At 49.8% G+C, this 13,056-nt stretch carries 12 protein-coding genes; 10 read left to right on the plus strand and 2 right to left on the minus strand.

Annotated elements, in window-relative coordinates; all coding sequences use genetic code 11:
* Positions 1-130: 130 nt before the first annotated feature.
* Genes Q397_RS21580 through Q397_RS0107795 form a run of 6 tightly spaced genes read left to right on the plus strand, consistent with a single transcriptional unit; the run spans position 131 to position 5,433 of the window.
* The gene (locus Q397_RS21580) at positions 131-541 is read left to right on the plus strand and encodes a nuclear transport factor 2 family protein (protein WP_051609815.1); all 411 of its coding nucleotides are present in this window, start codon (positions 131-133) and stop codon (positions 539-541) included.
* Between the two features lie 11 nt (positions 542-552).
* Positions 553-1,431 carry an isocitrate lyase/PEP mutase family protein gene (locus Q397_RS0107775; protein WP_038013098.1) on the plus strand — a complete coding sequence of 293 codons (879 nt, stop codon included), beginning with the start codon at positions 553-555 and terminating at the stop codon, positions 1,429-1,431.
* Entirely contained in the window at positions 1,432-2,109 is a 678-nt protein-coding gene (locus Q397_RS0107780) for an isochorismatase family protein (RefSeq protein ID WP_028878935.1), read from the plus strand.
* Between the two features lie 48 nt (positions 2,110-2,157).
* A complete protein-coding gene (locus Q397_RS0107785; protein WP_028878936.1) occupies positions 2,158-3,096 on the plus strand; it encodes a polysaccharide deacetylase family protein in 939 nt (312 codons plus the stop codon).
* A 3-nt stretch (positions 3,097-3,099) separates the two neighbouring features.
* The gene (locus Q397_RS0107790; protein ID WP_028878937.1) at positions 3,100-4,023 is read left to right on the plus strand and encodes a polysaccharide deacetylase family protein; all 924 of its coding nucleotides are present in this window, start codon (positions 3,100-3,102) and stop codon (positions 4,021-4,023) included.
* 3 nt (positions 4,024-4,026) lie between these two features.
* On the plus strand, positions 4,027-5,433 hold the full coding sequence (locus Q397_RS0107795; RefSeq protein ID WP_028878938.1) for an FAD-dependent oxidoreductase: 1,407 nt from the start codon (positions 4,027-4,029) through the stop codon (positions 5,431-5,433).
* A gap of 43 nt (positions 5,434-5,476) precedes the next feature.
* Here the strand turns inward: Q397_RS0107795 and Q397_RS0107800 are convergent, their stop codons facing one another.
* Positions 5,477-6,721, minus strand: a complete 1,245-nt coding sequence (locus tag Q397_RS0107800) for a beta-ketoacyl-[acyl-carrier-protein] synthase family protein (protein ID WP_028878939.1) — start codon at positions 6,719-6,721, stop codon at positions 5,477-5,479.
* 2 nt (positions 6,722-6,723) lie between these two features.
* Positions 6,724-6,996: a phosphopantetheine-binding protein gene (locus tag Q397_RS0107805; protein ID WP_028878940.1), complete on the minus strand. Its 273-nt coding sequence runs from the start codon at positions 6,994-6,996 to the stop codon at positions 6,724-6,726.
* 326 nt (positions 6,997-7,322) lie between these two features.
* Between Q397_RS0107805 and Q397_RS21585 the strand changes: the two genes are divergently transcribed.
* The 4 genes from Q397_RS21585 (at position 7,323) to Q397_RS0107825 (ending at position 13,053) form a co-directional block, all read left to right on the plus strand.
* Positions 7,323-8,087 carry a GNAT family N-acetyltransferase gene (locus Q397_RS21585; RefSeq protein WP_051609816.1) on the plus strand — a complete coding sequence of 255 codons (765 nt, stop codon included), beginning with the start codon at positions 7,323-7,325 and terminating at the stop codon, positions 8,085-8,087.
* A gap of 24 nt (positions 8,088-8,111) precedes the next feature.
* Entirely contained in the window at positions 8,112-8,924 is an 813-nt protein-coding gene (locus Q397_RS0107815; protein WP_051609817.1) for an outer membrane lipoprotein-sorting protein, read from the plus strand.
* Positions 8,925-9,028: 104 nt separating this feature from the next.
* On the plus strand, positions 9,029-11,725 hold the full coding sequence (locus tag Q397_RS0107820; protein WP_028878942.1) for an MMPL family transporter: 2,697 nt from the start codon (positions 9,029-9,031) through the stop codon (positions 11,723-11,725).
* Positions 11,722-13,053 carry a hypothetical protein gene (locus Q397_RS0107825; RefSeq protein ID WP_028878943.1) on the plus strand — a complete coding sequence of 444 codons (1,332 nt, stop codon included), beginning with the start codon at positions 11,722-11,724 and terminating at the stop codon, positions 13,051-13,053. The genes Q397_RS0107820 and Q397_RS0107825 overlap by 4 nt, the downstream gene beginning before the upstream one ends.
* Positions 13,054-13,056: the final 3 nt, after the last annotated feature.

The following is a 13,056-nucleotide window of genomic DNA, read 5'->3' on the forward strand; positions in this document are numbered from 1 at the left end:
CAAATAAATGTATTGCCAAAGATACATTTCAATGTATCATAAAATAATGGAGCATTACATTTAAAAAAACAACTGCCTAATCCTGCTCGGATGTAAATAAGTCAGTGTTGATAAACTGGAGGCAAATCGGATGACCCAAAACGTAACTGTCGAGGATATGGGGCCGCAAAAGGCGCTGGTGCTCGATTTTTTAAAAACCATGGAAGCACGTGACCTTGAAAAGGCACGGACCATGATTTCATCCGATTTTGTAATGGAATTTCCTGGCAGCGGCAAAATGACCCGTTTTGAAGACCTGATTGCCTGGGCGAAAGACCGTTACCAGTTTGTCACCAAGACCATTGAAGATGTATCGACAGCGGCTAAAGAAGACGGCGGTGTCGTGGTCTATTGCCACGGTATGCTGGCAGGGCGTTGGAAGAATGATGTGCTTTTCGAGAATGTTCGCTTTATCGACCGTTTCGTTGTTCGTGACGGTTTGATCGTTCAACAGGATGTCTGGAACGATCTGGCACTCCACACACCAGATAATAATAAATAGGTATAGTATAGATGGTTACTTCTACAGTGAAACTTAAAGACAAGCTGCACGCAAAAGAGATTGTGGTGGCCCCCGGTGTCTATGATGCGCTTGGTGCGTCACTGGCGCAAAGTGCAGGGTTCGACACCGTTTATCTGTCTGGTGCCAGCCTTGCCTACACAAAACTGGGTCAGCCGGATATCGGCTTGCTGAGCTTTACAGAAATTGCGGACAGCCTATGGCGTATCCGTGACCGGACCGACCTGTCCATCGTGGCGGATTGTGATACCGGTTTTGGCAATGCCCTAAACGCCATGCGTTGCGTTAAGATGTTGGAACGCGCAGGCGCAAACGCTATCCAGCTGGAAGATCAGACCTACCCGAAACGTTGTGGTCACTTGGCAGGTAAAAACCTGATCCCGTTGAACGAGATGGTTGGTAAATTGAAAGCCGCCCTTGATGCCCGTCAAAGCGAAGATACATTGATTGTGGCGCGCACGGATGCTTTGGGCGTGATCGGCACTGACGAAGCTATTGAACGTGCCTTGGCCTTTAAAGAGTGCGGCGCGGATATGGTATTTGTTGAAGGGATTCGTAGTGATGACGATATCCAGAAAATCATGACAGCCCTGAACGGTGAAATTCCGATTATGGCGAATATGGTTGAAGGGGGTGATACACCGCTTAAAAATGCTGAAATTCTGCAAGAGCTGGGTTTCTCGCTGGTGATTTTCCCCGGTGCATTGGTGCGCGCGGTGACGGCTATGGCCTCTGAATTTTTCGCGACCCTTAAAAAGGACGGCACAACGGATAACTTCCGTGATCGTATGCTGAACTTCACACAGTTGAACGAATTCCTCGGCACCGCAGAGATGTTGGCGATGGGACAAAAATACGAAGGAGACAAGTAAATGATTACCAGCGATAAAACAGCCAGAGAAATTTTTGAAGATGTGATGGCAAACCCGCAGCGTGTGCCGTTTGGGTTTGGTGAAAAAGCGGTTCTTGTCAATGTTGACCCGCAAAAAGCCTACACACGCACGGACCTGTTTAAAACAGCTTACGAAACCGACCCGAAGCAGCTTGATTACACCAACGAGCTGGCAGAGCGTTTCCGGGAGTTGAACTGGCCGGTTGTCTGGACCCATGTTGCCTTTTTGGATAGCGCGGAAGATGCCGGCGTTTGGGGCACACGCACAGACACGCCTGATTCTTTGCAAAACATCAAGTATGGTTCCGAACGCAGCGAATTTGATGATCGCTTGAACATCGATAAATCCCGCGACGTGATTTACACCAAACGTATGCCGTCTGCTTTCTTTGAAACACCGCTGCAATCCCTGTTGGTCTGGCATAAGGTTGATACGGTCATCATCACGGGTGGTTCTACATCCGGCTGTATCCGTGCAACGGCAGTAGACAGCCTGTCCCGCGGTTATCGCACCATTGTCCCGATGGAATGTGTGTCTGATAAGCATGAAAGCTATCACTTTGCCAACCTGACGGACCTGCATCTTAAATATGCGGACGTTATGGAAGTTGCCGATGTGAAAGGCTGGCTTGACGGTAAAATCGACGGTTCAAAATAAAGATAAGACGGGGGTGATGCGATTGAAGCAGTCGCCCGTGGAGGAAAGATGAAAGAAGACCTGAATTTCTTCGACTACTGGGCCTATGAAGATCGCCCGAAAATCGAATGGCCCAATGGCGCGAAAGTCGCTTTCTGGGTGGCACCGAATATCGAGTTCTATGAGCTTGATCCCCCGCAAAATCCACAACGTAAACCGTGGCCACAGCCCCATCCGGCGCTGGCAGGCTATGGTATTCGTGATTATGGTAACCGCGTTGGCCATATGCGCCAGATGAAATTGCTGGAAAAATATGGCATCCGCGGTTCCATCTCTCTGTCCGTTGCTTTGTGTGAGCATCACCCGGAAATTATCGAACTGTGTAAAGAACGCGACTGGGAATTTTTCAGCCACGGGATTTACAACACACGCTATTCCTATGGGATGGATGAAGCCCAGGAACATGCGATGATCCTTGATAGTATCGAGACGATCTATAAGCACACGGGGCAAAAGTGCGCAGGCTACCTTGCTCCGGCCCTGTCCCACACGGAACATACATTGGACTTGTTTGCCGAAGTCGGGAGCGAGTTGTTCGGTGATGACGCTGGTATCTATACGTGCGATCTGTTCCATGACGATCAACCGACCCCGGTGCGGGTCAGAAATGGCAAACGCTTTATCTCCATGCCGTATTCCTTAGAAATGAACGACACCATCGTTTATGCGGTTAATAAAGTTGAGCCACGTCAGTATGGCACCATGCTGAAACGCCACTTTGATCGCCTGTATCAGGAAGGCGCGCAATCGGGCACGGTCATGTGTATTCCGACCCACAACTATCAGGTCAGCTGCCCGCATCGCATGAAAGCGTTTGAGGAAGCTTTGGAGTATATCACCGGACATCCTGACGTCTGGGTCGCCACAGGGCGTGAGATCGCGCAATATTATCTCGACAACTATTATGATGCAGCGCTGGCAGATATCGCGCGCAAACAGGAGGCATAGATCATGGCTCTGGACAAAAGTTATCTGGAATATCCGAAACGCGCCTATGGTCACGATCATGACTTTTATGAGTGGTCCATGCTGACGGATCGCCCAAAAGTCATATGGCCGGAAGGTAAAAAGCTGGCGGTGTGGATCAACACCACGCTGGAATTCTATCCGCTGAACCAACGCAACATTCCGTTTAAAACACCGAATGGAATGACCATGCCGTACCCTGATTTACGTCATTTTTCTTTGCGTGAATATGGCAATCGTGTTGGTATCTTCCGTCTGTTGGAAGCGTATAAAAAGTTTGGCATCACCTCGACCTTTGCGATCAACACTCATCTCGCGGAAAAGAACCCGTATCTGTTGAACCGTTTGCTCAAGGAAGAGGGCGAGATCCTCTGCCATGGTTGGAACATGGATCACCTGCATTATGGTGGGCAGGATCTGGAAGAAGAACGTGCGCTGGTGAAAAAATCCGTTGATCGCTTGCGGGAATTGTCCGGTCAGCCTGTGCGTGGTTGGTTAAGCCCTGCTAAAAACCAGAGCGAAAACACCATGATGTTGCTGGCGGAAAATGGCATTGACTATTGTTGTGACTGGATCAACGACGATATGCCTTATGAGTTTAAGACACCAGCGTCAAATCTGCACGTCATGCCGCTGTCAACCGAGATTGAAGATCAGTTTGTCTTGGGCAACAACCTTCATTCGGAAGATAGCTGGGCACAGCAGGTCATCGATGCCTTTGATTATCTGTTAGCTGAAGCCAACGAGCAAGGCGGGCGCCTGTTTGCGCTTAACCTGCATCCGTGGCTGGTCGGTCAGCCGCACCGTATTGGCTGTGTGGAAAAAGTGCTGGCCCATATCGCTGCCTCTGATGACATCTGGCAAGCCAATACCGGTGACATTCTGGATAGCTTTAAAGGGCAATCCTGATCCATGAATACGATTGAGTATGTGAAAGAAGGCGAGGGAGACTTCGCCTTCGACATGCCCTTAGTCATTATCGGTGGTGGGGCGTGTGGTCTGGTTGCGGCGTTGGCGGCGGCAGATCAGGGCGTTGAGTGTGTGGTGTTGGAACGTGATCCGTTCCCGCGCGGCAGTACCTTTATGTCGTCGGGTTTTATCCCTGCATCCAATACCCGATATCAACAGGCATGCGGCGTGGACGACACGCCCGCGATTATGGCCTCGGATATTATGGGGAAAAACCATCATGAGGCTGACCCCGCTATTGTTGATGCCTTAAGTCAGCACTCCGGCCCTGTGATCGAATGGTTGGCGGATCAGCACAACATCCCCTTTGAACTGGTGGAAGGGTTTTTGTACCCCGGACATACGCGCATGAGGATGCACTGCACGCCCCGGCGCACCGGGGAAGAATTGATGGCCTGTTTGATACAAGCCGTTGAAAATGCCGAAATCCCGCTGATTTGCGATGCGCAGGTGGAAACCCTATGCGTGGGTGAGGAAGATCGCATCAAAGGTGTTGTCTATACGCGCCCTGACGGACAGGTCGAACGCATCGGCTGTGAGGCTTTGCTGTTGGCCTGTAATGGTTTTGGCGGCAACCCTGAACTGGTGGAACGCTTTATCCCAGCTATGAAGGGCGGTCTTTATTACGGTCATGAAGGCAATCAGGGGGATGCGTTGTTGTGGGGCGAAAAACTGAAAGCTGCCACACAGGATTTGGGTGCGTATCAAGGCCACGGGTCGCTCGCGACACCGCATCAGATTTTGATCAGCTGGGCGGTGATGATGCAAGGCGGCATTCAGGTCAACCAGCTTGGGGAACGTTTCTCCAACGAAAATAACGGTTATTCTGAACAGGCGGCAAATGTGCTGCGTCAACCGGATGGTATTGCCTACAACCTGTTTGATGAGCGTATCCATCAAGAGCTGCTGAAGTTTGAAGATTACCGTAATGCCTTTGAAACGGGCGCGGTCAAGACGTTTGAGACTTTGGCAGACCTTGCAAAAGGGGTGGATATGCCCGTGGACGCCTTGCAAGCGACTTTTGCGGATATGGAAAAATGCCGAAGGGGGGAGCAAGTGGATGCCTTTGGGCGTCAGTTTGACACCAAGCTTGACCTTAACGCACCCTATTATCTGATCAAGGTCACGGGGGCGTTGTTCCATACCCAAGGTGGTCTGGACGTGGATGTACAGGCGCGGGTTAAAAAGCAGGACGGCTCCGTGTTTAGCAACCTGTTTGCCGCAGGGGGTGCCGCCCGCGGTGTCTCCGGTTCCAACGACAGTGGGTATCTGTCGGGCAACGGCTTGCTCAGCGCTGTGGTGATGGGGCAAATCGCCGGATCAAGTGCGGCAAAGCTGGTGACGGCCTAACCCTAAAAAAGCCCTTTTCCGGTGATGGAAAAGGGCTTTTCTTTTAGGCTTTCTGGATCACTGCAGAAGCGTTGAGACCGCCAAAGGCAAAGGAGTTGCTCAGGGCAATATTGATCTTTGCGGGTTGTGCGGTGTTTGCGATCACGTTGACCGGACACTCTGGGTCTGCTTGGGTGAAGTTGACGGTTGGCGGCATGGTTTCTCGCAAGATACCACCGATCGTCGCCAGCATTTCAAAGGCGCCAGAAGCTCCAAGGGCATGGCCTAGTTGGGATTTGGTGGAGGAAAGCGGGGTGGCGTCATTCTGCTTGCCTAAGAGCTTGCAGACAGCTTCACTTTCCGTTTGGTCGTTGGCTTTGGTGCCTGTACCGTGGGCGTTGATGTAATCAATGTCTGAGGGGCTTAGGTCGGCAATTCGAAGCGCATTGTTCATGGCGCCATACATACCTTGCGCATCGGGTGCCACAAGGTTGCCTGCATCACTGCTCATACCCACACCCAAAACTTTTGCCAAAGGTTTGGCTTTGCGTGCTAGGGCGTGATCCAGTCTTTCCAAGACGATGACACCTGCGCCTTCGCCCATACTTAACCCTTTGCGGTCGATGGAGAAGGGGCGGCAAGTGTCGGGAGAGACAGCGTGAAGCGCTTCCCAAGCTTTAAGGTTGCCATGGGCGAAGTTTGCGTCGGTCCCGCAGCAAATAACCACGTCGGCAGCCCCTTCTTTTAAGAGAGAAAGGGCGCTGTTAAGGGCGTGGTTGAAACTGGCACATGCGCTGGTCACACCAAAAACGGGACCACGTGCATTTGCAGCTTTGGCAATGTGGCTGGCCGGTCCGCTGCCCATGACCATCGGGACGGTCATCGGGGACACTTTGCGTGAGCCTTTCAGATATAGGCGGCTATATTGTGTTTCCAGTGTGGAGATCCCGCCGCAGGCAGATCCGGTGACAACGCCCAAGCGGCTGCGGTCCATCCCGTCGTCTGCATCTTCATCAAGCGATAGGCCGGCTTCCTTCAGTGCATCAAGTGCTCCGTGGACGGCAAACTGCGAGAAAGGGTCCATCATGCGACACTCACGTGGGTTGATGGATTGATTTGGGTCGAAATCTCGTACAGGCGCGCCTGTCTTGAAAAGCAACTGATCGTTTAAATCTTCGATGCTTGCGATGGCGCAGGCTGCACCAAAAATCTTTTCTTCGAATGCGCTGATGTTGTGCCCGAAAGCAGAAACGACACCACGGCCTGTGATGACAATGTCATGCTGAGGGGGAGTAGACGGTTGGACCATTCTTAACCTACTTGCTGGATTTTAGGATCTGCTTGAATGCGCAAGATGAGATCGATTACATTATTGAGCGTACTGATATTTTCTTCTCCATTGATATCGATATCAATTTCAAGTTCGTCTTCAAATTCGACAATGACATTCAACAGGTCCAGTGAGTCCAGACCGACTTCAGAAAATGTTTTGTCGAGCGAAGACTCATCAAGCGTTACGCCCGGCACCCATTCTTTGCTGAACAGAAACTCTGTCACTTCTTCGCGAGTCATTTGTTTAGTCATGTTGCATCAATTCCTTATAGTTTGGTAGCGCAGTCGCCCTGTCGGGTAACTTATGTTGGGTATTTTTCAGTTTTTTTACAATTTCATGACAGTGTCGTTGAGTTGTGACGTTACTATCGTAAAAGCTGAAGAGTGGGTGTGATAAATGTCACAGGATGAACAATGTTTTAAGACTACCATGAGGCGATTAAAGATCTATTATTGAGTTTAATTATTTTTATAAGTATAAATTAAAATTGTATAGGTTTAATTTTTGTAATACTGCTTTGCATTGATTATAAGTCTTATGTGTGTTTTCTAAAAAAATAACAACTTGATATATTGTAATGAGTTATAGCAGCTTGTCTCTCCAGATTGCCAGGACGCCTGCCGATTTGGAAGCTATTCAACGTTTGAGATTTGACGTTTTTTTCACGGAATTTGGTGCGGTTGTCACATCTGATATGCACGCATTAGGGCTAGACAGTGATCGGTTCGATCCTCATTGCCAGCACCTCATGGTTGTGGACGAGAGTGCTGGCAACAAAGTTGTTGCCACGACTCGTTTGATGTTGTCGGATCAGTGTCCAACGGATCTAGGGTACATCGCACAGGCCGAATTTGATATCGCGCTTTTACAGCAGTTTGATACAGGCTGTATGGAAGTCGGGCGGTCCTGTGTGCACAAGGACTATCGTGACGGGAATGCGATCCAGCTTATCTGGCAGGGCATTACAAAATTCATTCTTGATTACGATATCAAGTTTTTGTTCGGCTGCGCGAGTTTCCATGAAACAGAGCCGATGAATATATCCAACGAATTGGCCTATTTGCATCATAATCACCTCTTTGAGGGAGGACAGGGTGCGAGGTCTTTGGAATATATATCCATGAATTTACTGCCACCTGAAAAGGTGGAACCAAAAGCTGCAATGGCAAACCTGCCGCCATTGATTAAAGCGTATTTGCAGATTGGCGGGAAAATAGCTGACGGGGTTGCCCTAGATCCCGAATTTAAAACACTGGATATTTTGATCATGGTGGAGGTGGCGAAAGTGCCCGCCTCTTATCAGAAGTACTTTAGAAAAATGGCTGGTCGGATCAGCCTCTAGCTCAACGGGTGGGAGTAATTAAACATGTTTAAACAGGCGTTTATTGGTGCCTTAAGCCTTGTTATGGCGTTGTCTGCTGAGACAGCGGTGCAGGCACAAGAATTAACGGGCCGTCAGATCATGGACGAGTCGTCAAACCGACACGATTTGCCACGTGAGTTTGAAGAACTGGACATGACTTTGGCAGAAAACGGCAATGTCTTTGAAGAACGCCAGTTGCGTCGCTTCTCCTTAGAAGGGGACGGCGGTTTGTTTAAATATCTTACGGTCTTTGATGAGCCTGCCGGTGTAAAAGGCGTTGCACTGTTGAGCTGGCAAAACAAAGGGCGTTCTGATGATCAGTGGACCTACCTGCCGGCGGTTAGCCGCAAGCTGAAGCGTACGGCCGGGTCTTCCAAACGGAAGCCTTTCTTGGGGACCGACTTTACCTATGAAGATATGACCTCAGATGATCGCGACGATTTTAGCTACGAACGTCTGGCGGATTCAGAAGTGGATGGCGAAGCGACCTTCGTTGTGAAAGCTGTGCCGATCGGTGAAGATGTGAAAAAAGAAACCGGTTATGCGTGGCGGATTTTTAATCTGTCCAAAGAAACTTATTTCATCGTTCAGGTCGATTTCTTCGACCGTCGGGAAAAACATTCCAAAGTTCAGCGAAACTTTGACCCGGTTGTGGTGACAGAACAAGCAATGCGTCCAAAACGGACGTTGATGACGACATTGGATAAAAATACAAGTACGGAAATGATCGTTAAAGCTCGTAGTCTGGAAGAAGAAATGGTGGACGAAAAAATGTTCCAGCACCGTTGGATTACCACCGGCAAGTATATGCGCTAAGCCTTTTTCTTCTTTTATAAAAACAACCACGACTTTTGAAGGGTCGGTGAATGGATATTTATCGAATTTTTGGACCTATCCTTAGGCATCCACTGCTCTGCCTTATGGGATTGTTGATTGTAACAACGGCGTTTGCCGTTGGTGTGCCGCGTATGACCGTGGACACAAGTATTCAAAGCCTGATCAGCAATAACGATCCACATCGTGAAACCTACATCGACTTTATCGAGTTATTTGGGTCAGATCGTACAACCATCCTGCTTGTGGAAGATAAAGATCTTTGGACGACAGAAAAGCTGCAGGAGTTTGAAAACTTTCATTATGATCTGGGGGATATGGCGGACACGCTTAAAGTGGAAAGCCTGATTACCGCCAGTGATGTGCATGATGAAGGGGGTGATATTGCCTCCGGTGCCTTGCTTGACCCAATCCCGGAGACGCCTGAAGAAGTCCAGCAGGCCCGCGACTACGCTTTGAAGAACCCGTTCTTTAAGGGACAGTATATTGCACCGGATGGGCGTGGGCTTGTTGTTGTGTTGACCACGCCGTCCTATATTTTAGGGACGGTGGATGATATCGGCATCAACGATGAAGTCGAAAATATCGTCAAAGACTATCGCGAGAAATTTGATCGCATCACCGTAATTGGCGGGGCGCGTTTGAACTCTGAAACAACAGACGTTCTCATTGCGGAAATGCCGCCGATGTTCGGCTTCTTGATTGTTATGCTTATTTGTGGACTTTGGATTAGTACCAAGCGTCCGCAAGCCTTTATTCTGCCTATTATTACGGCGGTTTTATCGACTGTGGTGACTTTCGGTTTCCTTGGCTGGACAGGTATTCCGTTGAATATGCTGGGCAGCTTGGCACCCGTGATCCTGCTGGCGCTCGGCTCGACCGAAGATATGCACTTCTTCGCTTCCTACATGGAAGGTTTGCGTAAAGCCCATGGGGAGAAATCGGACCTGTCGCGCCGTGACTATATCAATGCTGCGCGTCGCTATATGATTAAGCATGTGGGGTTGCCAACGGTCTTGACCGCCGGGACATCCGCGTTAGGCTTTGCGGTCAGTGCGATCAGTGATGTGCCTGCGATCCGTGATTTTGGCATCATGGCGAGTTTTGCAATCTTTGCAAACGGTGTGATTACCATTTTGCTCGCGCCGTCCTTTTATCACTATTTTGGGGATAGCAAGCATCAGAAAAATCGTCGTCCGCACAAATACCTGCGCCTTGTGTCTTATAAAATGGCACGCGCATTTGACCGTATTTACAAGCGCCCGATTTTGTTTGTCGGACCGTTTGCGGTTGTCTGCGCCCTGGGGATTGGCGCGGCGACACAGGTTGAAGTGTCCAACAATCCGTTAGATGCGTTGACCGACAGCCATCCGTTTATCCAAGATTATCGTTTTAGTGAAGATCGCTTGGGGGGACTTGAAGGCCTCGCCGTCCTGATCGACAGCCAACGCGATCAGCATGTGCGTGACCCTGAAGCGCTGCGTATTATGTTTGAGATCAGCAAGGAAATTGATAAGTTGCCCGGCGTGACCATGGCAACCTCGCTTGCGGGGCAGTTGGCGCATATCAACCATGTGTGGGGCAACCCGGAAACCATCCCGCCGGAGACAGCGGATCAGGTGGATCAATTCCTCATGATGTTGCAGCGTAGTGATATTGAAAGCTATGTCACAAGGGATTTCCGTTACGCTACCATTAAAGTGAAGCATACGATTAGTGACACCAAAGAACTGCTGGCCCTCATTGGTCAAATTCAGGCGATTCTTGATGAAAAGTTGCCGCCTTGGTTGGTCGGGGATGTAACCGGGGAGTCCCCGCTGGCGGCTTATACGGCTACAAGCCTGATTTCGTCACAGATGTTTAGTCTGTTGTTCCTTGTCGGCTCTATTTACGTTGTGATGTCGATGATCTTCTCGTCCTTGAAAGCGGGGCTGGGCGCGACGTTGCCAAATATTTGCGTGCCAATCCTGACGCTGGGCTTGATGGGCGCGATTGGTCTGCCGATGAATCCGCCTTTGATTATCGTGATTGTGGTCTCAATCGGGATTGCGGTGGATGATACTATTCATATGTTGAGCAGCTATAAGGAAAGCTGCCGTCATATTGCGAACCCCCGTTTTGCGGCCCGCCACACCATTCGTTCCGAAGCGGCGGCGGTATTGACCACCACCTTTGCGTTGGCCCTTGCGTTCTATTCTCAGACAGTCTCAAGCCTTTACTATACCCAAGTGTTTGGTCTGTTGATGGGGACAGCCTTGTTGATGGCATTGGTGATTGACCTGTTTGTCACGCCTTTGTTGATGACCCGCTTGAACTTTGTGGGCATCTTTGATTTGGTGATCCAACGTATCCCTAAAAAAATGCTGAATTCGTTCCCGTTGTTTAAGGACATGGGGCAGCGTCAGGTTCGTGATTTGATCCTGAGTTCGGTGCAGCGCTATGCTGACCCGGGCGAACGGATTATCGTTGCGGGCAAGAGTGACAAAAGCATGATGCTGTTGCTGGAAGGTAAGGCCGGTGTCTATATCAAGACGGATACGGGCGAAGAAAAACGCATTTCTGAAATGGTGGAAGGCGATACGGTTGGGGAAATGTCGCTGTTGGCAGGGACACCACGTTCTGCTAGCGTGATTGCCGAAGAAAAATGCTGGCTGGTTGAAGTCGATCAGGACATCCTGAAACGGATGCAACTGACTAACCCCTTCCTGTCCAGTCGTGTCTATCACAATATTGGCCGTATTTTGTCCGATCGTCTGTTGCAAGCAAACGAGAGAAAAAAATGAAGCAAAGATTGAAGGCGGGTGTTTGCACCGTTTTTGGCGTGTTGAGCCTTGGCCTCTGTAGCGGGGCGCAAGCGGAAGGGCTGGATATCACTCATTCGGTGAAGGCCATCACAACCGCTTTTTCGCAGGAAGCGAAAGAGGGACAGCGCAACAATAACTTTGAAGCCTCGTTTTTGTATTCTGCAAAAACCAAGATGTATCTGAATGATCAGCTCAGTATGGTTGCGTCCGGCTATGCCCATGTGGGAACACCTTCTCACCTGTCGGGTGTGCTGGTCGGCCCGCATGAAGGTAAGGCGCGTTCGCCTTTTGTGGATTTGATCGAACTGGGCCTGCAATGGGATGGGGACAACTCCACGATTAAAGTCGGTAAGTGGAAGCAGAATTACGAATTTGCCGAACGAATGACTTTGCTCAATCGTTTTAATCTCGGGGATTACACGTTTCCGCTGAATAATGTGAGTACAGGGAACTGGTTGCTCCAGTGGCAGCGCTTTTTTGACAGCGGGAACCTGAATGTCACGGTGATGCCTTATCATCCATCGACCGGCCAGCCGCCGGAAAATACCCGCTGGAGCGGTGTCAACGGCAGTGGCGTAATTGAAGCGGATAAAGTCGCCGGGTTTGGGTTTGGCGGCGGTGGTGGTGGCAATGTCACAAGCGAGGGGAACACCATTTTCACGGATAAGCCCGATGTGTCGCTGATCTGGGAGGGGACTACGGATAGGTTTGACTACCTCCTTGGTGCCTCGCGCGCGCAGTCTTTATATTCAGTCTCCAAGTATGATGTTGATGCTCGCGTAAGCCAGACGGAATATCCCTATGCCAGCAACCTGTTTGGCGGTATTTCGTGGCCGCTGGACAGCAAGCGTTTTTATATGGAAGCGCTTTATCAAGACACGGATGACGGACGTGATGATGACTTTGTGCGGGTTACAACCGGTATGTCGTTTAATATGTTCAATCAGGCTGAAAAGCTGGGTCTTGCCGACTTTAACTTTTTTGTCGAGTTTTTGGCAGATCGGACAGTGAACCGTCAAAGCAATGACAACTATCGTATCCCCAGTTTTAATAGTCGAGCTTTCCAGAATGCGTTGTTTGTGGGGGCAACTGCCAAAATTAATGACGACTGGAGTTTTTCACAGGATATTGCCCGTGGCTTTAGTAAGCGTGATAGTATGCTATCCAGTAAGCTTGAATATTCGTTTGATGACTCAACGCGGCTTTCCATGCGCTATACCCGTTTTGACGGGATTGACGGCATGAGCCTGTTTGGCAACTGGAAGCAGAACGATAACTTAACATTGATGTTCACCAAGGATTTCTAGGAC

The sequence above is a fragment of the Terasakiella pusilla DSM 6293 genome, from assembly GCF_000688235.1.
Classification (GTDB): domain Bacteria; phylum Pseudomonadota; class Alphaproteobacteria; order Rhodospirillales; family Terasakiellaceae; genus Terasakiella; species Terasakiella pusilla.